The organism is Sporosarcina aquimarina, from assembly GCF_019748715.1.
Lineage (GTDB): Bacteria > Bacillota > Bacilli > Bacillales_A > Planococcaceae > Sporosarcina > Sporosarcina newyorkensis.
Window position 1 is genome coordinate 59,821 of the sequence record NZ_JACLBZ010000006.1, and the last position, 24,965, is coordinate 84,785.

Here is a 24,965-nt window from a genome sequence, read left to right on the forward strand (position 1 = left end):
AATCTATGTGTTAAGATACTCATTCCTTAACAGTCTAATGCGGTTGGATCTAGTAATTGCGCTTGATTAATGAATATATCTTTTTAATCAAAAAGGGTGTATACTATTAGACAATAGAATAACTAAAATGTTTTCTAGGGTTCCGCAACTATTTTGTTGGTCTGGTCCGAGAGAAAACTCACAGTCATGCTGTGTCACGGAAGGATAAAAGCCTGGGAGAAACTGTTCAACAGTTTTTTCCAGGTTTTTTTATTTTGCAGAAAAAATAACAGGAGGTGTTCTGTATATGAATACAGATTGGATCAAAGTAATCATTGCAGCTTTTTTTGAAATTGGTTGGGTTATTGGATTAAAGCATGCAAACAACTTTTGGGAGTGGACAGGGACGGTTGTTTGTATCGTCGTTAGTTTTTACCTGATGATTATGGCAGGGGAAAAACTTCCTGTAGGAACAGTCTACGCCGTCTTTGTAGGACTAGGAACTGCTGGAACAGTATTTGCAGACATCATATTTTTTGGTGAATCGTTTAAAATAGCGAAAATTGTTTTGGTCATGGTTTTATTGGGTGGGGTTATTGGCTTGAAATTAGTGACGAAAAATCCTGTTCCAGAAGGAGATGAGTTGTAATGGCATGGGTTTCTTTAGTGGTTGCAGGTTTATTTGAAATGTTTGGTGTTGCCATGATCAATAAGTTGCACAAGGATCGAAACTGGCAGGCATTTGTTTTGTTGGTGGCGGGATTCGGAGCAAGTTTTCTATTCCTTGCTCATGCAATGAAAACATTACCTATGGGAACAGCCTACGCCATTTGGACAGGAATTGGGGCTTCGGGCGGTGCGATTTTAGGAATGGTTCTGTACGGTGAACCAAAAGATTCGAAAAGAATGTTTTTCATTGCACTGGTTCTAGGTGCAGCAATCGGATTAAAACTGATTTCATAAACCATCATTGGAAAGCCTATTTTGTAAGTAGGCTTTCCTTTTTCAAAACTCTAATTTTTCATCCAAGTTAATACGCGGATAATTTGAAATGGTTCTGTCCAAATAATTATGAAACTTAATAAAAAAAACGCAACCACTGATGAAAACTTTGCCGCACCCTTTTCTCCCCTAACCATTGCCCAAAAGCATAGAAACGATCCAACAATTAACGAACCAAACCCTAAGACCATAAGGAGTTCAAAAGATTCCTTAAAAATATATGAGAAACCAATTAACAGAACACCAATAATTGCAAATAGAGTTGACAAAACACTAAAACTTCTCATAGCAGTCCCTCCTCTTCACTCATTATACCGAATAGTAATTTAATTCAGAAAGTTGATATAAGATATTGTAATTCTGGAGACGCACTCTGTACGGAACAACTTAATAAAAAGCCTTTTTTGTTTTATCCAAAACAACTATACTCATAATAATTCCTAGAATCAAAAAGGCGAAGGAACCTATACTATATATGAACCGAATCTCATACGACTCAGCAAGAACACCAACTGCCGCAGTAAATAGAATGATTAATAATGCCTCTAATATGCCAAAGATACTTGAAAACCTCCCCATGATATGGACCGATACATTATTTTGATAAAATGTTAAAAAACCAGTATTCCCAAATGATATTGCGAATGTTAATGTTAAAAATCCTATAGCTGCCCAAGTAAAATCTTGTGAGTATGCAAAGATCAAATAACCGATTGGTGTAAAAATTGCACCTACGCCGATAAGGATGTTCGTTTTTAAACGACCAGCGAATAAAGCGTTTGTTAATGAGCCTATTATAATTCCTATTCCCGCGATACTTACCAGAAATCCATAAGAACTTTCAGATAACAGGAGAACTTTTGTTGCGAATGCGGCTTCTAATGAATCTAACGCTGTCATAAATACTGTAATTCCACTAAAGAGAACATAAACCAATGTAATATGCATGTTTGATTTACTAAAACTTAGAATTTCTCTCCAATCATTCCTGATTACTTTAATGCTCACTTTTTCGGCTCTAACTGTTTCCTCGCTTAATTCTAAATTGGGAAGTAAAAAGATTACTATAGCCGACATACATAATGCTAGAGAATTCAGCTGAATAGCAAGATATGGAGAACCTATAATAAACAAAAAACCTGCAATGGAAGGTCCTAGTATAAACCCGCTTGAATTAATAAAATTTCTAAGCGCATTAAATCTTTGTCGATCTGTCTTCGGTATAAGCTTCGTCATATAAACCATAGATGCAGGCTCAAAAATAGAACTCGCAATATTGATGATAAAAACCAATAGATAGATGAAAAACAGTGAATCCATAAATGGGAGTAGGAATATAAAAACTGCTCTGATTAAGTCGAGAAAAATCATTAAATTCCTTTTATTTAACCTGTCAATAAAACTCCCCGCCCAAAAATTTGTACACAAAGCAGCAAAGGGTATTAGGATATAAAGAACGGATACTGCCAATGGGGAACCTGTCATATCTAATACAATCAGGTTCAGAGCAATTAAATAAATCCAGGCACCCAGATTGGATACGCCAATACCTAACAGCAGTAATAAGGGGTTTTTCCACTTACTAGATTTCAACATCTTATCCACTCCTAAATTCATTGTTTATAGACAGTAAAAAAGAATCCCACCCCCAAGTCATTAGACTTGAGGACGAGACTCCCTGAATTTAGAAGTTCGCGGTGCCACCCCAGTTTGTTCTTGTGTTGCCACAAAAACCTTTTCAAGTACGCCTACTGTGTAATGTAGGATATACTCTATCTCGATAACGGGAGAAACCGGCACATAATCAATATCATGAAGACAATATCCTATGGCAGCTCTGAGGCTTGGTTCCATGTACTTGTACATCCTCCTTCGCAGCTAACGGAGTTCTCTGTCATGCTTAAGCACATATACTCTTCTCTTCATCGCTTTTTAATTAATATATATATTACCACAATTCAAAAATATTTAAAATAAGGATGATTTTTATAGTATCTTAGTCAAAGCACGTATCTTGCTTCAGAAAGACGCCCTTTAATTGAAAAAATCGCTGAATTATTTTTTGTTTTTAAAAAGTGGCTTATCAAAGTTCGATACGCCACTTTCGTACATATTGTATTAGTTTGATAAAGCGATTTTTATATGAGCTAAGTGGTGCTCTTCGTGCCATGCTAACTTTGCCACTTTTGCAGCAACTGTTATTTTACCATCTATCTGATGAATAAACGCACGATCCAATTGCTCTTCAGTTAAATTATTTCCTAAAAATACGATACGCTCATTTATACCTTCTAGCATTTGAATAGAACTTTCTACAGGAAGCCTTGTATCCGGTTGAACAGCCCATTTTTCTTCGTCAAAAGCTGTTACTGTTGGATTCTCATCTGTTAAAGCCAGCTTCAAACGTTGATACATATTCAACTGAGAATCTGCAATGTGATGAACCAGTTGACGAACTGTCCAGCTCCCGTCACGATAGGTTCTGCTCAATTCTTCATCACTTAATGAAGCGACAGTTCCCCTTAATCGAATCGTGAAAGTTTCGATTTCCTTTAGCCATCCTTGAATATTTTCTAATGTCACATTTTCAGGAACTTGTAATCTCCCAATTGGATATCTCACATCCATTTTCATTCCCCTCTCCCTAGTCGTTATTTCTTTTACCTATTTATTATTACATAGTTTATTTTTTAATACCCCATTTAGTAATTGCATACATAATTTCTTTTGGGTTAGGGTCGTGTTCTACATATCCTCCATAACGGGAAACTAGAACACCATAGCTGAAATCTTGACCAATAATCCATATATCATCATAGTTTATACAGTTCCATAAAACGCTAAAATTCCTTACTATCCATTTTCCATCAACCAGAAATATTGGACTATCATCTATCCCTCCTAAAAATAAATAGACTTTTTTCTCTGCAATAGCACACCCTTGAACATACTCCATAACCTCTTGTTCCCAACTAAATTCCTTTCTGAAATCGCTATAAGTAAGCGCAAAATCATTTTTATGCAAATCAAAGTTCCATTTTTCATGAACTTTTTCTAGTATTTTTTCTAATTCCGGAGAAGTGATTAATTCGCTTTTCTCAATAACAACAGACATATCTGGAGGCAGAAGTTTCATTAATTCTACCCTTAGACTTTTTTGTTTGTTGATTCTTAGCTTCTGTTTTAAGAGCATTTTTCGTTCATTCATATTCCTGCCCCCATTAACGACATAAGTATTTATGCTTTTTGTGGCTAAAAAAATTGCTTTCCAACTACCTTTTTTATTCAATGATCTCGCCTGAATAAACTCTCAGTTTTTCCTTGGCAATTACCGTTGCACTGTTTAAGTTGTCGGTGAGTGAAAAGCCAGTAGATTTTTGTATCCAAGTGTCCCATTCACTATCCCACAAATAAACATCTATCTCTAATAGCCCGTCTCGTGAACGTTTATTAATTTCAACTTTATACGCCTTACTTGGAGCGTATATTTCTTTAAGAAGTTCATGCATGACTCCAAATTCTCCTATAAATATGTATTCCTTGTTCAACTAGTGCATCTGTTTGTTGAAAACTTGTTCACCTATAAATCTTGAGATAAACGAACCATATCTCTGCATTGAATACCATTTTCAAAGATTTTCTCAGAATAATGCCTAACGAAAAAGTCCATATCTACACCCATTATTCTAAACCCGCATTTTTGATAAAGAGCCAGTTGCCCAATGCTTGAATTTCCTGTTCCTATTTCAATGGTTTTGTAGCCTTTTGTCTTAGCTATCTTTATTGCATCCAACACCAACCGTTTGCCAATCCCTCTACCTTGTTGACTTTCAATAACCGCAACATTCACTAGCTCGACTGTCTCAGGTCTTGTTGGAAGTAATACATAGGCTCCAATCGTCTGCTGTTCCATCTCAGCGATAAAACATTCTCCCCTAGTGACATACTCTTCAATAATTTTTCTTGAAGGATCAGCCAATAACAATAATTCCATTGGAGTTGTTTCGCCTTCATTAAGTTTCCTAATAACCATTTTCACGTCTTCCAATTCCCTTCATATTTCTTATATGTTGTTCTGCAATATGCTCTGACTGACTAAAACTGTGTTCCAGAACGCACTTAATAGCGGCATACTTCCAGTAATTAATTTTTATGATTATTTCTAAAGTTAAACAATTCATTGCCCGACAAGACAATGAATACAACATAGAAAATAAACGCGACTCCGCTCGTAGCCACGTAAAAATACCACGCTCCTAACAATAACAGCTTTGTCATGATACAGCTGATGAGTACTGTTAGCCCCGCTCCTAACACATTTTTGATCGCTGTGGAGGGTAAAAACTTGTAAATTACTTGGTAAAACAAAAATCCAATAGCAGCACTCATTACCACTGTAAACACGAACACAGAGAAAATGGTTAGATAGGCCAACATAAAAAAACCCTCCCTATAAATTCAAATGACTCTCTAAAAAAAGAAGAGCATACTGAACTATTCAATTAGCGTTCTCGTATAGTTACTCTTCTCAAAGATACCTACGAACTTTTTTTCGATATCGATTGTATCCATCACCATAAATTTCTTTCAAAGAACCTTCTTCACGGAGAACCTGACGATTAATAAACCAAAACCCGACAATTAGATACAGCAACAATATCCAATTTGGGATGACTAAAAATATTCCTGACAAGATAAACAAAAATGCCGAATAAATCGGATTTCTGCTGATGGAAAATACACCTGATGTGATAAGCTCTCCTGGATGATCCTTATCTATTCCTACACGAAAGCTTTTGCCAAAAGCAATTAAACTAAGCAAAAATAGGATAAGTCCAATTATACAAAATGCAATACCTATCCAACTTATAATTTTGTTGTTAAATAAAAAACTTCCTAGTATTGGGAGGTCAAGAACAGATGTCACTATAATATAAAAATACAATAGAACAAATGGAATTACGATATAATCCTTTTTATCCAACTCCCCAAACTTCATAGCTTCGATTCCTTTTTTCCGCAAGATCGCAACGCGGGCAAGAACCATAATAATAACTAAGATAAGTGTGGTTATCGCAAAATATCCCATTAAGATCACCTCCAAATTTTAATACCATAAATCGTTTGCTGCAATTTTTTAAAATTGAACCGGCATAAATTTCTCTTCCAATATTTCTGGTTTTAATATAGGTACACTCGAATTCCCCTTATATTTCTTTCATCTACTTGCATCGGGAGCTGTTCTTCCACTTTCAGCATTTCACCCAATACTTCTAGGTTATTATAGTGAATTCCCCTTACCATTACAGTATAATCAGATTATTAAGACTAATATTCTGTTAGGAGGTAAAATTAGTGCATTTAACATACAAGCTTTTAATTTTCTTGACTCTAGTTCTTCTAGTTGCCGGGTGTTCTCAAAAAGAGGAAAGTATATTGAAACTGCCTGAAGACATACCCGACTTTGTAAAAGAAACGGATTTTGACAGTATCGATTGGGATCATAAAGCAGTTCGTCTTTCGGATCACATGATTGGGAATGAAAATAAATCTGGAGTCATTGGCATTGATATGCCAAGCCTGCAAACTCAAAAATGGATGTGGCATTTGTGGGGATTAGAAAACCCAGTAAATAAAAAATTTACAGTGATCGGTTATCATAGAGAAACGGGAACGGTCCATCAGGTTTTAACATCTGGCTGGACAATCGGGCTTTCGGGAGAAAACAATGGAGCGGATGCACATACCCCCTCCAATGTACAAATACCAGAGGCGGGAGAATGGGCATTCCTGCAATATATTGAAGGCGAATTATTCGATACGTTGGTTTATAAGATTACTGAATAATGTGCAACGACATCTCAGATTTCAGCCCTAAACAAGCTGTTCAAAAAGTCGGAGTCATGGTTGCACCTGAACTAACACTAAATCCGTATCTTCAATTGCATGCAGGCTATGCTTTTCAAGCGGTGCCATGTGCAGAATGTTTTCAGGTGTCACCTCAACCGGCTTCCCTTCCACCGTAAATCGTACCTTGCCTTTACGTACAATAATAATTGCTTCGTTTTTTGAATCGTGTTCAGCAATTTCCTCGCCTGCTTTTAGCTGGATGTTCGTCAATGTGGCATTGTCCACTCCAACTACTTTTCCCATGTGCTTTTCTTTGTCATTCAGCTGATTCTTCGTGTCAATCAGTTTCATTTTCTTTCGCTCCTTTCAAAAATTCATTCGCAATCAACTCAAATGATTTCAGCTTATCATAAAAGTCATAAGTTATTGTGACAAGCATGATTTCTTCGGCTTGAAAGTCATCCGCCAGCCGTTCGAGTTGCTTGCGAACAGTTTCTGGAGTACCTACGCTCATACGCTCGCGATTGAGCTGTACGAGTTCCCATTCGAGTGGACTGTATTCATACTCAGCCGCCTGCTCAGGTGTTGGAGTTCCCTCAACCGGCATTCCTTGCTGTTGCATGATCAGCAATAAATCCAATGAAGACGCCACGCGATTCGCCTCTTCCTCTGTTTCAGCACAAATACAGAAAACCGCCAAGGCTTGTTCCGGTTGCTGATAATAATCGGAGGCTTGAAAGTTAGTGCGGTAGTGTTTTGCAGCTTCCACGCCACCCTCACTATTAATGAATTGTGCAAAAACATACGGCAAACCTTTTTCTGCCGCTAAACTTGCTGACCCCTCATTCGTACCAAGCATCCATACCGGCGGTGCACTCTGCGTAATCGGAGTCGCTTTTAACCCTTCATATTTATGGTCTTCAGGCAATGCATCATGTAAATACATCAGCAATTCATCCACTTGATCTGGAAATTGTTCTCTGTTTTGATACTGTCCTTTGTTTAAGGCATATGTCGCTCGCGGCATTCCGCCCGGTGCCCTGCCCATTCCGGCGTCAATTCGTCCGGGAAACAGCGCTTCGAGCACTTTAAAGTTTTCTGCCACCTTATAAGGGGAATAGTGAGGTAGCATGACACCGCCAGACCCGATGCGGATAGTGGAAGTGATAGTGGCCAAATGTGCCATTAAGATTTCAGGAGATGAACCTGCCAATGTGGATGCATCATGATGTTCTGACACCCAAAAACGAGTATATTCCCACTCCTCCGCTTTTAACGCTAGCTCGGCTGTCTGCTGGAGAGCTTCGTGAGCGTTTTGCCCGTCTGAAATAGGCGATTGATCCAAGATACTTAATTTGACCTTCAAGACAAGTCCTCCTCTCTTGTTGCATATAGTTTACAAGAAGTCTCAGCATAACTCACTACTCTAGCTCATTATAATTTTTAACGGAGGTTGCCTATGCCAACAATTCATTCTGTCAGTACCGTTTATCCGCCAGTTGAAATCAAGCAAGAAGAAGCCATGTCGTTTGCCCGTTCTTTGTTTTCGGATTCATTTAAAAACATTGATCGTTTACTTCAAGTGTTTCAAAATGGAGAGATTAATACACGGCAAGTATGCATGCCGATTGAATGGTATGCTGAACCGCATGATTTTGAAACTCGAAATAATGTCTATATCAAACACGCCGTAGAGCTTGGTAAGACAGCGGTGGAACAATGTCTCAATAATACAGCCACACTTGCGCGTCCGGTAGATTTTGCTGAGATCGATGCAATCTTCTTCATTTCGAGCAGCGGTCTGGCTACGCCAAGTATCGATGCGCGCCTTATTAATCAATTACCGTTTCGTCATGATATCAAACGTATTCCGATTTGGGGACTTGGTTGTGCAGGCGGTGCTTCGGGCATGAGCCGCGCATTTGATTATTGCAACGCATACCCCGAATCAAATGTACTCGTCCTGGCGATTGAACTATGCAGTTTGACGTTCCAGCGTGACGATGTATCAAAAAGCAATTTAGTGGGTGTGTCTTTATTTTCTGACGGTGTTGCTTGTGCACTCGTTTCAGGAGAACAGTCGACAGTGAAAAGTATACGTCCGATGCCTGCCATCCGCGCGACTTCCTCTCGCTTCATGCCGGACTCAGAGGACGTCATGGGGTGGGATATCAAAAATGATGGCCTTCATGTTGTATTTTCGAAAAGCATCCCGACCATCATCAAGAGCTGGCTTGGACCGGTCGTCCACCAGTTTGTCGAAGAACAAGAGCTGTCAATGTCCGACATTAATCATTTCGTCGCACATCCAGGGGGCAAGAAAGTGCTGGACGCTTATCAGGCCGCGCTTCATTTGGATACTAATGAAACCGCTACTTCGAAAAAAGTCTTGCAGCACCACGGCAATATGTCGTCTCCTACTGTGCTGTATGTGCTGAAAGAATTTATTGAACAACAGCCGGCTGTGGGAGAACGTGGGTTGATGGCTGCTCTCGGTCCTGGCTTCTGCGGAGAGCTTCTGTTGCTGGAGTGGCAGTAAGATGAGCGGTTTATTCTTGATTGTCTTCATTATCGTGGTCATCCAGCGATTAGTGGAGCTCGCTGTAGCGAAGCGCAATGAACGGTGGATGCTTGGCCAAGGAGCGGTTGAGGTTGGTTCGACACATTATAAATGGATGGTGCTGATGCATACTGCATTTTTCGTCTCATTGCTTGTAGAAGTACTCATTTTCAATCGTCCTTTGCCGGCTTTTTGGGGTATCCTGCTGGCGATTTTTCTGCTGATGCAAGTACTGCGTGTTTGGTGTCTTTCATCGCTAGGCAAGTTTTGGAATACAAAGATCCTCATCCTGCCAGGTGCGAACGTTCAGAAAAAAGGACCTTATCGCTGGATCCGCCACCCGAATTATGTAATTGTGACTACGGAATTGCTCGTCTTGCCTTTATTGTTCAATGCGTATGTTACCGCTGGATTATTCTTTATTCTAAATCTGTGGATGCTGTCGGTTCGGATTCCTGCGGAGGAAAGAGCACTGCGGGAGCTTACGGATTATAATGAGGTGTTTTAATTCGAAAGGATGATGTCCGGTAAATACGGGAGTTTTTGTTTCATCCAGTCGGTTGGTAAACAGAGGAAAGGTGTGGCGCAAGGCTGGATTGGTGCGGTTCTGAAGCTGATTGGTTCGGTTCTGAAGGTGTTTGGTTCGTTTCGGAGATAGTTTGGTTCGGATGGAGAGTTGATTGGTGCGTTTCTGAATCTGATTGGTGTGGCTACCGCATACTTTGGCTCGTTTCGCTGCTTTACTTACCGATCGTACAAAAAAGACTGTTACTGAAAGCCGTTTTGGACTTTCAGGACAGTCTGTGTTTTGATATTTATTTATCCAATTCGATTTTAAAAACTTCTATTGCATCGATTTTGTCATTTCCCGGAACCGTCGTACTGATATAAGCTTTGCTTGAATCATCGCTCCAATAACCCGTCTCCGAAATCACGGCAAATAATTCTGCATTTTGCATAAGCAGCGCAGGCTTTGTTAGTTTGCCTTCTACAAACTCCGCTACATAGACATTGGTTTTATATTCTTTGCCAACTTGCACCGGCGTATCAAATAAAATTTTACTCTTATCCGGCGATAGTTTATAAAACGGCACCCAGATGCCTTCTTTATCCTCTCCACCCGCTACAAGCTGTGTCACATCTCCTGTTGATAGATTCAGCGTATAAATACCCGATTTGCCTTTGTATTCATCATTGAAAATGATCGTCTGCTCATCTAAAAACTGAAAGCGGGCCATTGAATTTACCCCTTCCAAAGATGAAAGTTTTTTCACATCTCCATTATCCAATAAATGATACAAGCCATATCCTTCTTTTAAAGAATTACCTGCAATATATATTCCTTCCTCGCTCGATTGAAATGAATTGATTGCTATACCGTTACTATCAAAGACTTCATCAATATCCCAACTGAACTTTTGATCGCTTTCTAAGACGGTCTTTTCCACTGTGAAATTTTCGCTAGTGTCTTTTACTTGGATGACCGACGAACCCTTAGCATCTCCAAAGTACGTACTCCACTCCTCCGTAGCATTGCCAATAAATTTTTTCGTACCGTTTTGGAAATCATGTACGTAAAACTTTTCATTTACATGTGAAATTGCTCGCTGTTCGTCATCCGATATAGAGGTGAACGGTGTTCCCATCACCTTTTCCTTTTTTTTGCTCTCTACATCATACTTATACATTGCGTTGTGTTGATTGAAATACAACTGATTCCCTTTAAAACCTGTGTAATCCGCTGTAATTTCAATGGGAAACGTAGCTTCATGCGTGATGAGTAGATGGTTCTCATCCAACGCACTTTCAAGTTTTACATTGTCACTTAACGTTACAGTCTTTGGCGCCACTTCTCCGGAAAGTGAACAGCCTGCTGCCAGCATACTGCTTAACGTGAGTACCGCAATTCCATGCCATTTTCTTTTCATTTTCATAACCTCCTGTTAGTAGCGTACAGATTGATCATAAAAAAATGTTGTTGCCAACCATGCTTTACTTGTTGCCGACATGTTTCTGTTGAGGTATTTTTATTTTGATTTCAGCCTGTCCATTTTTCTCTTCAAACTGAATCGTTCCGTGATGACGTGCCGTAATATCCGCACATATGAATAATCCTAAGCCTGAACTGTTTTCCGATTTACTGTGCACGAATGGTTCGAATATATTGTCGGCAATGGCCGGAGGGATAGGCGCGCATGGATTGGTCACCATGATTTCTTGGTCTACAGTGATTTCAATAACGCACCCTGGTATTCCATGCAGGATGGCATTATCAATTACATTAATAAAGAGCTGTTGGATTTCATTCGGATTGCCCTCCACTATATAAGGACGGCCTTGCAGGTGAATCTTCATGTCGCGTGGAACTGCCATCATTTGCAGGTCTTCACAGACAGATTGCAGCATCGGATACACATCTACAGTTTCATGAATGGAATCGGGCACATACGATTGGTATTTTGACAGTGCTAGTAATTGAGTGACCATTTCATTTAGACGTTCGCTCTCTTTTCTAATTTTCAAAGAAGCTTTTTGTAGAAATTCTATGTCATCAAATGCTCTTTCTCCTATTATTTGGGCATAGCCTGAAATGGTTGTCAGCGGTGTTTTCAGTTCATGGGTAATATTATGGAAGAAAGTTGTGCGTTTTTCTTCGAGCACTACCACTTTGTCTTTCTCCTGTTCAATCGTTTGAATATGCTGCTGAATTTGCAATTGCATCTGCAGGAAATTCTGAGCCAGTTCACCTATTTCATCGGATGCCTTGTTTGCAGAAATTGGCTGATAGTCGCCTGTTGTCATCCTTTTCGTTGCACTTGTCACTTCTTTAACTCTTCGTATGAATTGATTAACTAATAACAATGAAATTAAATAGACGCCGCAAAACAAAAGTATGGTAAGCAAGGTGAATGCCCGAAGCAGGCTTTTATTATGTAAGAAAACATCCGTGTAATCTGCTGTAAAACGAACGACTCCGTAGAGCGTATCATTCAGATAAAGCGGGTACGCGAAATAGAGAAGTGTCCCCTCCCGCAGCGGTTGAATGGTATAAGAAGATTTATTTTGAAATGCTTGTTTTAACTCCTCGCTGCTGTTCTCCCCTACACTTGCTTGATAGCGTTGCTGTTCCATCAGAATTGGGCGATCGATTGGCACAGCTTCATATAAAAACCGCCCTTCGCTATCAAACAAAGCTACACTTTGGTTATTCATTTTACTTAATTCATTCGCAAGTGTATCACTGTGTTCAACGATGAAGTTTCCGTTTTGCGGATGCAGTTGTTCAAATTGTTTTATAAATTGAGTCGACGAATATTGCAGCGAGGTCACAGCTTCTTCGAGATTGGTCATCGTATATTTTTCAAGTATCTTCGCCATGATTTGATTGCTCAGAACTGCTGCAAAGAAAAACAAGATGAAAAAAACAATAAAGAATTTCTTCCGGATCGTTAGTTTCATTGCTCAATATCCTCTCATTCTATAACCTACGCCGAATACCGTCTCGATGAGTGATGATTCGAGCTTCTTACGAATTCGTTGAACATGTACGTCCACTGTTCGCAGTCCACCTTCATAATCCATTTCCCAGACGGTGTCGAGAATTTCTTCTCTTGAAAATACTTGATTCCGATGTTGAACAAATAATAGTAAGAGTTCATATTCCTTCGGCTTTAATGTGACCAATTGTCCATCCTTGAAAACGGAGTGGGCACGTGGGTCGATATGGATACTCTCATTGAGGTGAATCAATCGATATGGCTTCTGGTTGCGTCGAAGTAACACATTCACACGCGCAAGAACTTCCCGAATATCGAATGGCTTCGTCATATAATCTTCTGCACCGAGTTCGAGGCCTACAACTTTGTCTACGATATCATCGCGCGCTGTCAGCATGAGAATCGGGGAATTCGTCATGACCGTAATCTTTTTGCAAAGCTCAAAGCCCGTGGTATCGGGCAGCATGATATCTAAAATAATAAGATCAATCTCGATCCCTTGAAGAATTTCTAACGCCTTCACTCCTGTAGATGCACCCATGACTCGAAACCCGGCTTTCCGTAAAGCATACGATAGTATATCGTAGATCGATTCTTCATCTTCTATAATTAAGATCGTTTTTTGTACGTGTTCCATTTTCATCTTCTCCTACTTCTAAGCTATATCTAGTATAGCGTGAACTTGTTGCTAAGTTGTTGCCTGGTTAAATAAGGAGCCCGTTGAGCCGATATGCTTCTCCTTCAAACACTCAAAATTCGTTTACACAATTACAATTTTAAGGATAGTAATAGCTTTTGACGAGAAACCAGAGAGTATTGTTCTAGCAGATAAATTCAAACTATCATATTTCCATTTAACACATTCAGGTATTATACATGATTAGAAAAAAACAGTTGCAGATGAATCGGCATACTGTTAAGAATATGTAAACTTTCATCAATCGGACTAGCCAGACAGTATTAACAGTGTTATATTCCCAATAACGGATATCGATATTGACTTTCGTTATTAATGACAGGAGGTGCGAATTTGGAAAACGACAAAGTGTTACGCAAGCTTTTTCTTGGTTTTATTCACATACATATTTTGCATCACGCAAAAGAACATCCTATTTTTGGTGTGTGGATGCTAGAAGAACTTAGAGAACACGGCTATACCATCAGTCCAGGTACTCTTTATCCAATATTACATTCCATGGAATCAGACGGTCTTCTAATGAAGGAGGATCGTAAGGTGGAGGGCAAAATAAGAAAATATTATACGATAACTGAAAAAGGAGATCTAATACTTATTGAGGCGAGGAAAAAGGCATACGAACTCTTTAAAGAAATCAATGACTAATAAAAGGAGTTACTAATGAATCAAACGAATCCACGTAGGAAAATTACATCACTTTTAGAATTATTTTTAGTTTCAATAAGACTTGGGTTTACATCTTTTGGGGGACCAATCGCTCATTTAGGGTACTTTCACGAGGAATATGTACGTCGAAGAAAATGGATGGATGAAAAAAGTTATGCTGATTTAGTTGCGTTAGCTCAATTCCTGCCGGGACCGGCGAGCAGCCAAGTAGGAATAGGCATAGGAGTTATGAGAGCAGGAGTTTTAGGAGGGATTATTTCTTTTTTAGGATTTACACTCCCCTCAGTTGTTGCTCTAATACTCTTTGCTTTGCTACTCAAAGGATTTGATGTCGGAACTGCCGGTTGGATTCATGGATTAAAAATTGTAGCGGTAGCTGTCGTTGCCCATGCCATAATGGGCATGTCAAAAAACTTAACTCCTGATATCAAAAGAAAAGCCATTGCTTTATTCGCTCTAGTCGGTACACTGGTTTGGCAAACAGCTTTCACTCAAGTAGGCGTCATATTACTAGCTGCACTCCTTGGGTTTCTTCTTTACAAACAACCTGAAGAATCCGAAGAAACAAGTTCACAATTCCCAATCGCTAAAAGAATTTCAGTGATTTGTCTAGCACTGTTTTTCAGTTTGCTTTTTCTATTGCCGATCCTGCGAGAAATAACTGGTTCCTATTGGGTAGCTATGTTTGATAGCTTTTATCGGGCCGGCTCATTAGTTTTTGGTGGCGGTCATGTTGTTTTACCTTTATTAGAACAAGAATTTGTTCCTACCGGATGGTTAAGTGAGGCATCTTTCTTAGCTGGTTATGGAGCAACACAAGCAGTACCCGGTCCTCTATTCACCTTTGCTGCCTATTTAGGGACTGTTATGAATGGTTGGCTCGGCGGATTGGTCGCAACGGGCGCGATCTTCTTACCAGCTTTTCTTCTGATCCTTGGTGCATTGCCTTTTTGGGATAGTTTACGGAACAACCCTAAAATTAAAGGCGCAATATTAGGCGTGAATGCAGCAGTGGTCGGAATCTTAATCTCCGCCTTTTATTTTCCGATTTGGACAAGTTCCATCTTAGCACCTGTGGATTTTGCCTTGGCCTCTATTTTGTTTAGTATGCTCGCCTACTGGAAACTTCCTCCTTGGATTATTGTAGTTTCCGGGGCTGTAGGCGGATCGCTATTGGCAATGATTCAGTAAATATGTAAAGCACCACTCAATAAATTTGAGTGGTGTTCACTGGTTGATTAAATCCCTTGCCTCACAATTCGAACATTTTAAATTATGCTTCCTAGCCTACAATGTGCTAGGTGATCGATGTTTTCCCTGTTATCCTTTGCCTAATATTTCTTTGGTGAATTTTCAGTTACCAGAAAGTTCGCTTTCCGTAACCCATTTATGGTTTGTCACTCTCTCGTCGCCTGAAGTCGGATTGTAATCAACCATGTATACAGTTGTGTGTTCAGCTGACTCAATCTCCGCCACTGCACCTTCCATTCCTTGCATATGATCGGCCAGTAAGGTAGCCTCACTTCCTTTTTCTAAAGTCTTATCGTCTACATCTTTTAATTCTTCCTGGATTACCCATTTATGATTCTCCACCCGCTTTGCATCCGTCGTTGATGTATATGAAACGGAATAGGCTACGGTATCATATGCACCTACTATTGTTGCTTCGGCACCTTTCATCCCTTTCATATGATCTGTCTCAATGATTGCTGTGCTTCCAACTTGAAATGTTGGATTTTCCGCTTCTTTTAAGGTTGGCGGGACCTCACCTGATCCAGAATGCTCCATTTCCATGTTCTCATGTTGGGGTTCATTATTCGTACCTGAGTTTTCTCCATCGCTGTTATTCTTACCACATCCACTGATAACAATCATGATTGCTATAGTTAAAATTAGCAAATACGGCTTCATTTTCATTCATTGACACCTCTCAATTTCATTTGAAATATGAACTTTTTGCCTGCTGGCCTCCAAATATTCTTCGAACTTGGTATTCATGAAATCTACCTCCAATTTGGTTCCGGTAGTATTTTGCCCTTTACAGAAGGTTTAAAACGCAAAAGAAAAAACTCCTTAAAAAATCCTTATTTTATCTGTATCAAGGCTTTTTTCTTTTCCCGCTATGTTGTGTTAGAAACACGATGTGAACCATCTTTAAATAACAGATTAGAAAGCCTAATAATTTCATTAATACTAGTCAAACAGCCAGTGCAATCTAATCAGCACTGGCTGTTACGAACTTCGCGTATTATTTATTATTCAATCTTAATTTGCCCCATCATGCCATTGTCTTCATGTTCGAGGATATGGCAATGGAACATATATACACCTTTATGCTTAAATTGTATAGCTATCTTCACTCTCTCATCTGGTTTAACGGATATACTATCTTTCCATCCACGTTCATTTTCCGGTGGCTCTGCTCCATCTCGTGAGAGAATTTTAAATTGTGTGCCGTGGATATGGAATGGATGAATCATACCACCCATCATATCCGGCTTATTGTAAATCTCCCATACTTCAGTGACCCCTTGCTGTTGTGTGAAGTCAATTCTTTCAGGATCAAACTTCTTTCCATTTATCGTTACCATGTCCATCATGCCGAAAAGTTCTATTGTCTTGGTAACCGGCAAATCCTTTTCTTCTTCTGTCAATGAAAAATCATTCATCTGCCCTGGAGTCATACTATTTGTTGCGCTTTTATCAGAAATCTCAAAAGGCAAAAGAACTGAATCCTCTTCATTTATTAACGCCAGGTCATCATCTGTCTGGATCTTTGAAAAATCAATGATGATTTCTGCTCTCTCAGAAGGCGTCAGGGTAATTTCATTTAACGTAACCGGTTCATTTAAGAAACCACCATCCGTTGCAATTTGAACAAACGAATTTCCCGTATTCAGCTTGAAGGTAAAGTTCCTTGCATTTGATCCATTTACTAAGCGTAAACGAACCTTCTCTTTATTTACAGTTAACTTTGGATTCAACGTGCCATTTACCAGCAATGTATCCCCGATTGTGCCATCTTCATTCATAGCTGCGTTATAATTCAATTGTTTTTGCTCATCAAATGTGCGATCTTGAAAAATCAATGGGATATCATTTACCCCGTATTCATCTGGTAGCTCAAGTCTTTCTGAATTGTTATCTGAGATATAAATCAATCCTGCAAGCCCGTTGTAAACCTGCTCAGCAGTTTTACCCATGGGGTGGGGGTGGAACCATAAAGTTGATGCCTCTTGAGCCACTTTGAACTCAATTATTTTTTCCTCTCCCGGTTTAAGAGCATCGTGAGGGCCCCCATCCACATCTCCTGCAACCTCTAACCCATGCCAATGGAAAGTAGTTTCTTCATCCAATTCATTTATCGTTTTAATTTTCACTGTTTCGCCTTTTTCGAAACGAAGCATAGGTCCCAAAAATGATCCGTTGTATCCGTAAGTGACTGACTCAACACCGTCAAATATTTCGGTTTTTCCTTTTTCTGCACGGATAGTGTAGACGATTCCTTCTTCGTCCTCATCAGGCCTAAGGGTAGTTGGGATTTTTAGTTCATTTTCACCGGATGAATCATTTAGACTGATCACCTCATCGTGACTCATGTGTCCCTCCATCATGGAGTGGTCCGTTTCTCCTTTGTTTTGACCCATCGTTGTATGATCTATACCCTGGACAGGCTCTGTTTTATTATTGCTGCAACCACTTATTATGAAAATGCTAATTGCCGCAGCTGCAAGCTTCATCTTAATTCCCATCGATTTTCCCCTTTCTTTTTTTATTGCGATTTTAGTGTAACAAGAAAGTATGAAAAAAATATGCAGAGGACGTTGTATTTGGAAACTGTCACAATGTATGCAAAAACTTGGCTTAATTGATACGAATTATAGAATGCTAGATTTACTGATTATGAAAATCGGCAGTGAAACATACCTTTCACAAGTAATCACCATAGTAAAGGAAGCGCAAGAATCCAAATCACGAGCTCAAGACCTTGCGAACCGTGCTGCAAAATGATTGTTTTACGGTGCATTAGCAACAGGGCTGATCACGTTCATTATTTGGATTTCCCTGAGCTATCCTGTTTCCTTCGCAATAGAAAGAATGGTGACAATACTAATCATCGCTTATCCACATGCTTTAGGCCTGGCAGCTCCTTTGGTTGTGGCAGTTTCAACATCACTAGCAGCTAAAAATGGACTTCTCATACGAAATCGTGCTGCTTTTGAAGGTGCCCGAAATATTGAAGCCATCGTTTTCGATAAAACCGGTACACTTACAAAAGGCGGATTTGGCGTAACAAACATTGACACTTTTAAAAACTTCAGTAAAAAAGACGTTATTTCTTTTGCAGCCGCGGTTGAAGCACAATCCCAACACCCTCTTGCGAAAGGTGTAACTAGGAAAGCAGAAGAGATGGGCATCGCTTTACAGCGAGTGGAAAGATTTCAATTACTCACTGGGAAGGGGTCGGAAGGGACAGTGCATGGCAAACAAGTCATGGTCGTCAGTCCCGGTTATGTGAAAGAGTTGAATCTAAAATTTGATAATGTTAAATTCGATCAATGGTCTTCTGAAGGAAAGACGGTAGTATTCACGTTGATTGATAAAAAACTTGTCGGTATAATCGCCCTTGCTGATATCGTCTGCGAAACTGCTGTAGAGGCAGTCAAAAAGTTAAAAGAAATAAATGTCAAATCAATCATGCTTACAGGCGATAATGAAAAAGTGGCGCATTATATAGGTAAACAACTCGCAATGGAAGAGATCTTTGCTGAAGTCCTTCCACACGAGAAGTCCGAAAAGATAGAGCATATACAAAAAGTTGAACAACTTCGGACTGCAATGACTGGAGATGGTGTAAATGATGCTCCCGCCCTTGCCAAAGCAGACTTAGGCATTGCTGTGTAGCTATCGAAACCGCCGATGTAGTTCTTGTTAAAAGCAATCCGTTTGACGTCGTAAATATTATTAAACTTTCAAGTGCAACCTATCGTAAAATGATACTAAACCTGTGGTGGGCTGCTGGATACAATATCATTGCAATCCATTGGCTGCAGGGCCCCTATATAAATTCGGTAGACTAATCATGTTTCAATCTCTTCCCTATCAATTTGCTTCTAAGTAGTTGTATCCTTTTATGCGTATGAATGTAAACTCGCGATAAATAAAATTGAACACGAATATCAGAATCCCATAAAACTACCAAAAAACGGACTAAGCCAAATAATAATGTACGTCAAACCATCGAAGAAGAGTAGTACACCTAACGCGATCATTATATAGCCTCCGATTTTCGTAATGGTTCGATTGTGTTTTTGTATCCATGAAACCCGGGTAATAAATAAGGACAAAAAGAAAAAGGGAATCGCGAATCCGAGAACGTATGCACTCATATACCATACACCTAAACCAGGATTTTGGGATGCCATCATAAAAATAGCTCCTGTGATTGGTCCCGTACATGGAGTCCACCCTGCTGCAAATGCAAGTCCAATGAGGAACGTACCGAAATAACCGGCCGGACGATTCTTAAATTGTAACTTTTTCTCCTGCATTAGAAACTTAGGTGTAAAGAAACCCAGAATCATCAAACCGAAAATAACAATGAAAATTGCACCTACCTGGCGAAGGACGTCTTGATATTGATAAAAAAATGTACCAACAAGTGATGAGCTATACCCTAGAAAGATGAAGATAACTGAAAAACCGCTTAAGAAAAAGATTGTATGGAAGATTCCACTCTTCCTATATCGTTTTTTATCTGATTTAAGCTCATCAAGCGACATTCCCGTTATGTAAGATATAAAAGCTGGATATAACGGTAATGTGCATGGTGAAATAAAATTCAGAAACCCTGCACCAAACGCAAGAAACAAATTCAAATCCGCAAACATCTATCTTATCTCCTTTTTCGAACAATCCTACAAAACAGAATCGTCTTTAACATCGCTAGTAGCTATAACCAATACGATGATTCAAATCCCCCAATAGGTGATCGTATCCAAGATGCCAATGACGATTAGTACAAAGCCTGCAAACCGTTGTATAACTCTTCCTACTCTCATGCTTCGCTTCATTATTAGACGCTTTGCATCGAAAAACCATATTAAAAAGAACAATAAGAGGAGAGGAAGAGAAGTTGCAATCCCAAAAACGGCTGGTAGAACGAAGCCATACGAAGTCGTCACAACGATGGGCATAAGCCAAAGAAAAAAAAGGACGAATATAGTCGGACAGAAAGCAAGTGAAAAACTAGCTCCCAATAAAAAGGAGCCCAGCTTCCCTTCACGGAGCTTCATCGGGATACGCATTGTTATGCGTTGAAGAAACCCTAGTTTGAGAACACCCATCAAAACCAGACCCGTCAGTATAATTAGGGGTCCAATCACTTTACGAAATAGAGGGAAATAATCTGTCATTTTCGTTTCAAATGATTGGCCAAATAAATATGCCAGTAATCCTAGGGAGCTAAAGACAGCAACTTTCCCGCCAATAAAGAAAAGAATCTCAACCCAATCTGTTTTCATTTGAACCGTACGATTCCCGTAAAATGTGATTGCGCTCATATTTCCGGTCAATTGACAAGGCGCAACAGCCCCTAGTAAACCCAATAATAGAACATAGATTATTGGAACATCCACAAACGAATGTACAAGTGTCGTAAGCGGTTCACTTATTATTTGACTGATCTCTGACATCAATCCATACATCTATGAAGCACCGTCCATTTTCTTAAGTCGTTAATTTCCCATTTTTCACAAGCCTATCTTAATTAAGGCTTTTATCAACGATAGCGCCCTCGCACTAACTTAGAATTATTGTTACGACTGCCTTTAGTTCCACTTATACCCAATTCCCCATACAGTCTTTAAAAATTCACCAATTGGAAATCCTGCCGTTTTTAATTTATCCCTCAAATTCCGAATATGTGAGTCTACAGTACGGATATCTGTATAGGTGTCATATTCCCAGGCAGCATGTAATAACTGTTCCCGTGTAAATGTCTTTTTAGGTCGTGAAATTAAAGCTTCAATAATATAAAATTCTTTTAAAGTAAGTTGCGCTTTTAAATATTCATATTGTAATGAATAGGTTTCCTTGTCCAGCTTGAAATCACCATAAATAATTTTTTCAGTATCTTTTTTGTCTTCGGGATAACGGCGCAGCAGTGCATTTACCCTTGATAATAATTCTCTCTCATCGAAAGGCTTTGTAATATAATCATCCGCCCCGTTATCAAGCCCTTTAACCATATCAAGCTTGTCTGTCCTGGCCGTTAACATAATAATAGGGACGTCCGAAAACTCTCGTATTTTTTCACACAATTCCCATCCATCCATTTCAGGCATCATGATATCCAACAAAATCAGACTAACCCTTTCTTTAACTAGTGTTTTCAATGCCTTCTTCCCGCTTGTCTCTTTGATACACCTGAAGCCGTGTGGAATTAGAAATAATTCAATGAGGTCTAGCATTCTCTGTTCATCATCAATAAGTAAAATTGTTCTCATATGAGCTTTGACCTCTCTTCAAATTATAATCGTGAATGTGCTACCTTCTCCCAAATTACTTATGACATCAATGCTACCGTCATGTGCTTCGACAAGCTCCTTGACGATTGCCAGACCAATTCCTGATCCTCCCAATGTTCGTGAGCGTGATTTTTCCACTCGATATAGTTTTTCAAAAATGAAGTCAATTTCCTCTAAAGGAATGCCGATTCCAACATCTACAACAGAAATGACTGATTTTTTTCCTTTCTTGGAAACCTTCATTGTAACCGTTGATTGTTCTACTGAATATTTCAATGCATTATCTAGTAAATTCAACACAATTTGCTCCAAACGCAATGGATCAGCATGGATTTTGAAATCCGTATCGCAAATTAAGTTCAATTTAAGTTTTTTTAATTTAAATGAAGGTTCGACTAGCTTAAAAATATCCTCAAAAAACGGACGTGCCTCAAAATATTCCTTTGATACTGTGAAGGTGTTTTCATCCATTTTTGCTAGATCCAATAAATTTTTGACAAGCTCTTTCATTCGATCCGACTCTTCCGCAATAATCGCTAGATAGTGTTGACGTTCTTGTTCAGACACTCCTTGTCTCATAGCCACTTTCGAATAACCAATCAAATAAGTCAATGGTGTGCTTAATTCATGGGCAACAGATGCGAGAAACTCATTGCGCTCCGTTTTTAACCTTTCTAAATCATCCGCAAGCTTTTGAATAGAAGTTGATAATTCGCCCAATTCGTCACTTCCTATGAACGGTAGGCTTACATTGAAATTGCCCTTGCTTAATTTCTCTGTTGCTTTCTTCATACGGATTAAGGGACGTGTAAGAAATTTGGAAAGAACAGCGTAGATTATTAATAATGCGACTACACTTGTTACTCCTGCCAGACCAAAATGCAAATTTAATTTCCTTACTAACTGTTCAATAGGATGTGTACTTTGAAACATTATTACATAACCGGATTGACTTGGATTCACTTTATAAGGATGTGTGCTAACGATGTATGATGATCTTTTCCAATCTGAAACCAAAATCTGATCAGTCTGCAAATCTAGATCGTTTACTTGCGGGAGATCTCTTTTTAGTGCTTCTATATTTTCCTCTGAACTACGGATTATTTCGCCTTGATTATTTGTAATAAGGACTTCTCGTTCCTCATCTTTTTCCATCAAGACGATATGCTTCATAGTGGTATCTGAATAATTTTCACTAAGAACGTCTCGATGATTAGAACCGGTTGCCAATAAGCGGGAGAACTCTTCATCAACCCTTGTATGAATGATGTTCTGATGAAGATAAAGGATAAGGGATGTTTCCATGATTAATACTGCAATAAAAAAATATGCGGTTAACTTTATAGAGATTCTGTTCACTTGAACATTCGCCCCTCTCCTGAAATTTAGTATAAGAAATAATTATGGAGTAAATATGCAGAAAGTGATGTATCTATATTCAAAAGTGATTTTCCGCTATATTCATGACAGCTTTGTGACTGTATAGTTTTTAATAGAACTTCAGTATAGTGATTATTATAAATAAATACTGCACGGGTGTACTGTTCGGTGAAGATAAAACGCTTAATGAGCGCGCTAAGCAACTTTATGATCGGGTTCAATGCTGTTATGATCACTTGGAAGGAGTTTATGAGCGGCAAACGGCGAGCTATGAGCGGCAACTGGGATTTATGAGCGTAGACAAGGAGTTTATGATCGCCGGCAGACAAATAAGGCTAGAAAAAGAATAAGAGCTGCCAAGAAGCCATTTTTCAATGACTTTCCCGACAGCCCTTTTACTTTTTTTAAAGCAACGTCTTCCGCTTCTAGCTATTCACAAGCAAAGCCATCTCGATCTCCATCCATTTTGATGGAGTAGGCGGGGTGGCCTTTTTTCACGCCATTTGGATACTTCTTCCGTAACACTGTGCAATTCTGAAACACTTCTGTAGGTTCATCTGAAACTGTTGTCTCTATTTTCTCTTTTACTGGATATGCATAGCTATCAAAACCACGATCTGTCGCATAATCCTCTAACATCCAAATTCCAACGCCCGACTTTTTGGCTTGTTGCTCCGCTTTCTCAAATTCATCCAAATAACGTGTATTTGGCAGATACACATAAGCTACTCTTGCCAAGCCTTCTTTCAATAATTGCTCCTGTACGCTTTTTCCGTATATATATACGCCAGCAATCTGCCGTATTTATCGTATTTTTCACCGATATTAAACTCAATCTCTGGTTTCCCTTTTTGCAACAGCTCTTGATTGCGCACTTTCGCTTCTAGGCCAAACGGCTGCTTGCCAAGTCGGGGATGGTTCGTTTCTGGTATGTCGATCAATAGATAGCGCACATTCTGCTCTTTGCCTTCATACATGATTTTTATTGTAACGCTGTCTTATCGCTATAAAAACAAGCGTACATATATAAATTATATCACTAGTGTCGCATAAATAAACTTTTTCATTGGTTTCACTTCTAATAACATCATTAATCGCTTTTTAAGCGATAATTTTGTTTCCAAATAAAAAAGCACTATAAAAAACAGGAGTTTCAAGTGAATCTTCTAACATGTTTAAAATTGTTTCACCGTATCTCTTTCTTTCAGCATAAGACATTTCAAATACAACTTCTTCGTCACAAGATAATTCGCTCCATATGTGAATCTCCTTACATAGAATATGAACGAATAGATTAAATCAGTGTAAAGAACTTACTATTAACATAAACAATTTTATGCATACATCTTTTCGTTTAAAATGAATCAACTCATGATGAAGCACCATGTTTAATTCAACAGTAGGTATTTTCCTAGTCGATAATAGAATCGTTGGATTGTGTAACCCAATGAGGGCTGGACTTGCTATTTGATCATTGTACACAAGTTTTAAATACGTCTTATTCTTAGCTTTTCTTTATGGCTATCCAACAACTGATAAGCATCATTAACGACTACTATTGAGATATTATTTTTTAAATTTTCCATAATAATATACATTCCAGCCACCAAAAATGATGGCTCCAACTCCTCAAATACTTAAGTATACCAACACCCATTCAAAAGAAATATATTGTTCAGGAATTATTTCTCTCCAATAGCCTGTCTGTATAGCAGTAATAGTGCTATTCTGTTCTGTTGAAAGAAAAGAGAGCCCTCGTACAATCAGCCAAACAGGTACAAGAAAGAAGATTTAGAACAAGAATA

At 38.9% G+C, this 24,965-nt stretch carries 29 protein-coding genes, 2 pseudogenes and 1 riboswitch; of the genes and pseudogenes, 9 read left to right on the top strand and 22 right to left on the bottom strand.

Going from position 1 to position 24,965, the window contains the following annotated elements:
• Positions 1-123 precede the first annotated feature (123 nt).
• A riboswitch (guanidine-I (ykkC/yxkD leader) is annotated at positions 124-221 on the top strand.
• A 65-nt stretch (positions 222-286) separates the two neighbouring features.
• Entirely contained in the window at positions 287-628 is a 342-nt protein-coding gene (locus H7J92_RS02650; protein ID WP_078818172.1) for a DMT family transporter, read from the top strand.
• Complete coding sequence (locus tag H7J92_RS02655; protein ID WP_009497921.1) at positions 628-942, top strand: DMT family transporter; 315 nt, start codon at positions 628-630, stop codon at positions 940-942. The genes H7J92_RS02650 and H7J92_RS02655 overlap by 1 nt, the downstream gene beginning before the upstream one ends.
• A 50-nt stretch (positions 943-992) precedes the next feature.
• On the opposite strand, the gene H7J92_RS02660 is transcribed toward H7J92_RS02655, so the two are convergent.
• From H7J92_RS02660 to H7J92_RS02695, 8 genes are all read right to left on the bottom strand, one after another.
• Positions 993-1,268, bottom strand: a complete 276-nt coding sequence (locus tag H7J92_RS02660; RefSeq protein ID WP_009497922.1) for a hypothetical protein — start codon at positions 1,266-1,268, stop codon at positions 993-995.
• A gap of 100 nt (positions 1,269-1,368) precedes the next feature.
• Positions 1,369-2,586, bottom strand: a complete 1,218-nt coding sequence (locus H7J92_RS02665; protein ID WP_040759677.1) for an MFS transporter — start codon at positions 2,584-2,586, stop codon at positions 1,369-1,371.
• Between the two features lie 513 nt (positions 2,587-3,099).
• Positions 3,100-3,609 (bottom strand): YfiT family bacillithiol transferase, encoded by a 510-nt coding sequence (locus H7J92_RS02670; protein WP_078818175.1) that lies wholly within the window; start codon positions 3,607-3,609, stop codon positions 3,100-3,102.
• 55 nt (positions 3,610-3,664) lie between these two features.
• Complete coding sequence (locus tag H7J92_RS02675) at positions 3,665-4,189, bottom strand: hypothetical protein (protein WP_078818243.1); 525 nt, start codon at positions 4,187-4,189, stop codon at positions 3,665-3,667.
• A 73-nt stretch (positions 4,190-4,262) separates the two neighbouring features.
• Entirely contained in the window at positions 4,263-4,490 is a 228-nt protein-coding gene (locus tag H7J92_RS02680; RefSeq protein WP_040759382.1) for a hypothetical protein, read from the bottom strand.
• 71 nt (positions 4,491-4,561) lie between these two features.
• Entirely contained in the window at positions 4,562-5,014 is a 453-nt protein-coding gene (locus H7J92_RS02685) for a GNAT family N-acetyltransferase (RefSeq protein ID WP_221835276.1), read from the bottom strand.
• Between the two features lie 110 nt (positions 5,015-5,124).
• Positions 5,125-5,418: a hypothetical protein gene (locus H7J92_RS02690; protein ID WP_009497931.1), complete on the bottom strand. Its 294-nt coding sequence runs from the start codon at positions 5,416-5,418 to the stop codon at positions 5,125-5,127.
• Between the two features lie 91 nt (positions 5,419-5,509).
• On the bottom strand, positions 5,510-6,070 hold the full coding sequence (locus H7J92_RS02695) for a methyltransferase family protein (protein ID WP_221835234.1): 561 nt from the start codon (positions 6,068-6,070) through the stop codon (positions 5,510-5,512).
• 266 nt (positions 6,071-6,336) lie between these two features.
• Between H7J92_RS02695 and H7J92_RS02700 the strand changes: the two genes are divergently transcribed.
• Entirely contained in the window at positions 6,337-6,828 is a 492-nt protein-coding gene (locus H7J92_RS02700; RefSeq protein WP_221835235.1) for a hypothetical protein, read from the top strand.
• A gap of 54 nt (positions 6,829-6,882) precedes the next feature.
• Here H7J92_RS02700 and H7J92_RS02705 read toward each other — a convergent pair whose 3' ends face one another.
• Both H7J92_RS02705 and H7J92_RS02710 read right to left on the bottom strand, forming a co-directional pair.
• Positions 6,883-7,182 carry a cupin domain-containing protein gene (locus H7J92_RS02705; protein WP_221835236.1) on the bottom strand — a complete coding sequence of 100 codons (300 nt, stop codon included), beginning with the start codon at positions 7,180-7,182 and terminating at the stop codon, positions 6,883-6,885.
• Entirely contained in the window at positions 7,169-8,197 is a 1,029-nt protein-coding gene (locus H7J92_RS02710) for an LLM class flavin-dependent oxidoreductase (protein WP_221835237.1), read from the bottom strand. Before H7J92_RS02710 ends, H7J92_RS02705 begins: the two co-directional genes overlap by 14 nt.
• 93 nt (positions 8,198-8,290) lie before the next feature.
• Between H7J92_RS02710 and H7J92_RS02715 the strand changes: the two genes are divergently transcribed.
• Positions 8,291-9,370 carry a type III polyketide synthase gene (locus H7J92_RS02715; protein WP_221835238.1) on the top strand — a complete coding sequence of 360 codons (1,080 nt, stop codon included), beginning with the start codon at positions 8,291-8,293 and terminating at the stop codon, positions 9,368-9,370.
• A 1-nt stretch (position 9,371) separates the two neighbouring features.
• A complete protein-coding gene (locus H7J92_RS02720; RefSeq protein WP_221835240.1) occupies positions 9,372-9,899 on the top strand; it encodes an isoprenylcysteine carboxyl methyltransferase family protein in 528 nt (175 codons plus the stop codon).
• A 307-nt stretch (positions 9,900-10,206) separates the two neighbouring features.
• On the opposite strand, the gene H7J92_RS02725 is transcribed toward H7J92_RS02720, so the two are convergent.
• The 3 genes from H7J92_RS02725 to H7J92_RS02735 form a co-directional block, all read right to left on the bottom strand.
• The gene (locus H7J92_RS02725) at positions 10,207-11,319 is read right to left on the bottom strand and encodes a TolB family protein (RefSeq protein WP_221835241.1); all 1,113 of its coding nucleotides are present in this window, start codon (positions 11,317-11,319) and stop codon (positions 10,207-10,209) included.
• Between the two features lie 64 nt (positions 11,320-11,383).
• Positions 11,384-12,850 (bottom strand): sensor histidine kinase, encoded by a 1,467-nt coding sequence (locus H7J92_RS02730; protein WP_221835242.1) that lies wholly within the window; start codon positions 12,848-12,850, stop codon positions 11,384-11,386.
• A gap of 3 nt (positions 12,851-12,853) precedes the next feature.
• Positions 12,854-13,525 carry a response regulator transcription factor gene (locus H7J92_RS02735; protein ID WP_343228062.1) on the bottom strand — a complete coding sequence of 224 codons (672 nt, stop codon included), beginning with the start codon at positions 13,523-13,525 and terminating at the stop codon, positions 12,854-12,856.
• Positions 13,526-13,900: 375 nt separating this feature from the next.
• Between H7J92_RS02735 and H7J92_RS02740 the strand changes: the two genes are divergently transcribed.
• A complete protein-coding gene (locus H7J92_RS02740) occupies positions 13,901-14,230 on the top strand; it encodes a PadR family transcriptional regulator (protein WP_221835245.1) in 330 nt (109 codons plus the stop codon).
• 15 nt (positions 14,231-14,245) lie between these two features.
• Positions 14,246-15,442 (top strand): chromate transporter, encoded by a 1,197-nt coding sequence (locus H7J92_RS02745; protein WP_221835246.1) that lies wholly within the window; start codon positions 14,246-14,248, stop codon positions 15,440-15,442.
• A 162-nt stretch (positions 15,443-15,604) separates the two neighbouring features.
• Here the strand turns inward: H7J92_RS02745 and H7J92_RS02750 are convergent, their stop codons facing one another.
• Positions 15,605-16,162 carry a YdhK family protein gene (locus tag H7J92_RS02750; RefSeq protein ID WP_221835278.1) on the bottom strand — a complete coding sequence of 186 codons (558 nt, stop codon included), beginning with the start codon at positions 16,160-16,162 and terminating at the stop codon, positions 15,605-15,607.
• Between the two features lie 344 nt (positions 16,163-16,506).
• Positions 16,507-18,003, bottom strand: coding sequence for a multicopper oxidase family protein (locus H7J92_RS02755; protein ID WP_221835248.1), 1,497 nt, complete (start codon positions 18,001-18,003; stop codon positions 16,507-16,509).
• A gap of 97 nt (positions 18,004-18,100) precedes the next feature.
• Between H7J92_RS02755 and H7J92_RS17590 the strand changes: the two genes are divergently transcribed.
• The gene (locus H7J92_RS17590) at positions 18,101-18,262 is read left to right on the top strand and encodes a hypothetical protein (protein ID WP_246602430.1); all 162 of its coding nucleotides are present in this window, start codon (positions 18,101-18,103) and stop codon (positions 18,260-18,262) included.
• Positions 18,263-19,156 carry an HAD-IC family P-type ATPase gene (locus tag H7J92_RS02760; protein WP_246602431.1) on the top strand — a complete coding sequence of 298 codons (894 nt, stop codon included), beginning with the start codon at positions 18,263-18,265 and terminating at the stop codon, positions 19,154-19,156.
• Positions 19,157-19,431: 275 nt separating this feature from the next.
• Here H7J92_RS02760 and H7J92_RS02765 read toward each other — a convergent pair whose 3' ends face one another.
• The 7 genes and pseudogenes from H7J92_RS02765 to H7J92_RS18015 all read right to left on the bottom strand — a co-directional run.
• The gene (locus H7J92_RS02765; RefSeq protein WP_221835250.1) at positions 19,432-20,142 is read right to left on the bottom strand and encodes a cytochrome c biogenesis CcdA family protein; all 711 of its coding nucleotides are present in this window, start codon (positions 20,140-20,142) and stop codon (positions 19,432-19,434) included.
• An 81-nt stretch (positions 20,143-20,223) separates the two neighbouring features.
• The gene (locus H7J92_RS02770) at positions 20,224-20,958 is read right to left on the bottom strand and encodes an urease accessory protein UreH domain-containing protein (protein ID WP_221835251.1); all 735 of its coding nucleotides are present in this window, start codon (positions 20,956-20,958) and stop codon (positions 20,224-20,226) included.
• Positions 20,959-21,081: 123 nt separating this feature from the next.
• Positions 21,082-21,759 carry a response regulator transcription factor gene (locus tag H7J92_RS02775; protein WP_221835252.1) on the bottom strand — a complete coding sequence of 226 codons (678 nt, stop codon included), beginning with the start codon at positions 21,757-21,759 and terminating at the stop codon, positions 21,082-21,084.
• Positions 21,760-21,777: 18 nt separating this feature from the next.
• The gene (locus H7J92_RS02780) at positions 21,778-23,085 is read right to left on the bottom strand and encodes a HAMP domain-containing sensor histidine kinase (RefSeq protein WP_246602432.1); all 1,308 of its coding nucleotides are present in this window, start codon (positions 23,083-23,085) and stop codon (positions 21,778-21,780) included.
• 504 nt (positions 23,086-23,589) lie between these two features.
• Positions 23,590-23,799 (bottom strand): excalibur calcium-binding domain-containing protein, encoded by a 210-nt coding sequence (locus tag H7J92_RS17785; protein WP_425441356.1) that lies wholly within the window; start codon positions 23,797-23,799, stop codon positions 23,590-23,592.
• A 60-nt stretch (positions 23,800-23,859) separates the two neighbouring features.
• Positions 23,860-24,137 (bottom strand): annotated as a pseudogene (locus H7J92_RS17790) (thermonuclease family protein); the annotation flags it as partial.
• Positions 24,138-24,261: 124 nt separating this feature from the next.
• Positions 24,262-24,651 (bottom strand): annotated as a pseudogene (locus H7J92_RS18015) (M56 family metallopeptidase); the annotation flags it as partial.
• Positions 24,652-24,965 lie beyond the last annotated feature (314 nt).

Excerpts from the sequence above, each read along its gene's own strand:
- H7J92_RS02650 (WP_078818172.1), top strand. The coding sequence starts at position 287 with ATGAATACAGATTGGATCAAAGTAATCATTGCAGCTTTTTTTGAAATT.
- H7J92_RS02655 (WP_009497921.1), top strand. The coding sequence starts at position 628 with ATGGCATGGGTTTCTTTAGTGGTTGCAGGTTTATTTGAAATGTTTGGT.
- H7J92_RS02660 (WP_009497922.1), bottom strand. The coding sequence starts at position 1,268 with ATGAGAAGTTTTAGTGTTTTGTCAACTCTATTTGCAATTATTGGTGTT.
- H7J92_RS02670 (WP_078818175.1), bottom strand. The coding sequence starts at position 3,609 with ATGGATGTGAGATATCCAATTGGGAGATTACAAGTTCCTGAAAATGTG.
- H7J92_RS02675 (WP_078818243.1), bottom strand. The coding sequence starts at position 4,189 with ATGAATGAACGAAAAATGCTCTTAAAACAGAAGCTAAGAATCAACAAA.
- H7J92_RS02680 (WP_040759382.1), bottom strand. The coding sequence starts at position 4,490 with ATGCATGAACTTCTTAAAGAAATATACGCTCCAAGTAAGGCGTATAAA.
- H7J92_RS02685 (WP_221835276.1), bottom strand. The coding sequence starts at position 5,014 with ATGGTTATTAGGAAACTTAATGAAGGCGAAACAACTCCAATGGAATTA.
- H7J92_RS02690 (WP_009497931.1), bottom strand. The coding sequence starts at position 5,418 with ATGTTGGCCTATCTAACCATTTTCTCTGTGTTCGTGTTTACAGTGGTA.
- H7J92_RS02695 (WP_221835234.1), bottom strand. The coding sequence starts at position 6,070 with ATGGGATATTTTGCGATAACCACACTTATCTTAGTTATTATTATGGTT.
- H7J92_RS02705 (WP_221835236.1), bottom strand. The coding sequence starts at position 7,182 with ATGAAACTGATTGACACGAAGAATCAGCTGAATGACAAAGAAAAGCAC.
- H7J92_RS02715 (WP_221835238.1), top strand. The coding sequence starts at position 8,291 with ATGCCAACAATTCATTCTGTCAGTACCGTTTATCCGCCAGTTGAAATC.
- H7J92_RS02720 (WP_221835240.1), top strand. The coding sequence starts at position 9,372 with ATGAGCGGTTTATTCTTGATTGTCTTCATTATCGTGGTCATCCAGCGA.
- H7J92_RS02725 (WP_221835241.1), bottom strand. The coding sequence starts at position 11,319 with ATGAAAAGAAAATGGCATGGAATTGCGGTACTCACGTTAAGCAGTATG.
- H7J92_RS02730 (WP_221835242.1), bottom strand. The coding sequence starts at position 12,850 with ATGAAACTAACGATCCGGAAGAAATTCTTTATTGTTTTTTTCATCTTG.
- H7J92_RS02735 (WP_343228062.1), bottom strand. The coding sequence starts at position 13,525 with ATGGAACACGTACAAAAAACGATCTTAATTATAGAAGATGAAGAATCG.
- H7J92_RS02740 (WP_221835245.1), top strand. The coding sequence starts at position 13,901 with ATGACAGGAGGTGCGAATTTGGAAAACGACAAAGTGTTACGCAAGCTT.
- H7J92_RS02745 (WP_221835246.1), top strand. The coding sequence starts at position 14,246 with ATGAATCAAACGAATCCACGTAGGAAAATTACATCACTTTTAGAATTA.
- H7J92_RS02750 (WP_221835278.1), bottom strand. The coding sequence starts at position 16,162 with ATGAAGCCGTATTTGCTAATTTTAACTATAGCAATCATGATTGTTATC.
- H7J92_RS02755 (WP_221835248.1), bottom strand. The coding sequence starts at position 18,003 with ATGGGAATTAAGATGAAGCTTGCAGCTGCGGCAATTAGCATTTTCATA.
- H7J92_RS17590 (WP_246602430.1), top strand. The coding sequence starts at position 18,101 with ATGCAAAAACTTGGCTTAATTGATACGAATTATAGAATGCTAGATTTA.
- H7J92_RS02765 (WP_221835250.1), bottom strand. The coding sequence starts at position 20,142 with ATGTTTGCGGATTTGAATTTGTTTCTTGCGTTTGGTGCAGGGTTTCTG.
- H7J92_RS02770 (WP_221835251.1), bottom strand. The coding sequence starts at position 20,958 with ATGTATGGATTGATGTCAGAGATCAGTCAAATAATAAGTGAACCGCTT.
- H7J92_RS02775 (WP_221835252.1), bottom strand. The coding sequence starts at position 21,759 with ATGAGAACAATTTTACTTATTGATGATGAACAGAGAATGCTAGACCTC.
- H7J92_RS02780 (WP_246602432.1), bottom strand. The coding sequence starts at position 23,085 with ATGGAAACATCCCTTATCCTTTATCTTCATCAGAACATCATTCATACA.
- H7J92_RS17785 (WP_425441356.1), bottom strand. The coding sequence starts at position 23,799 with ATGTTAGAGGATTATGCGACAGATCGTGGTTTTGATAGCTATGCATAT.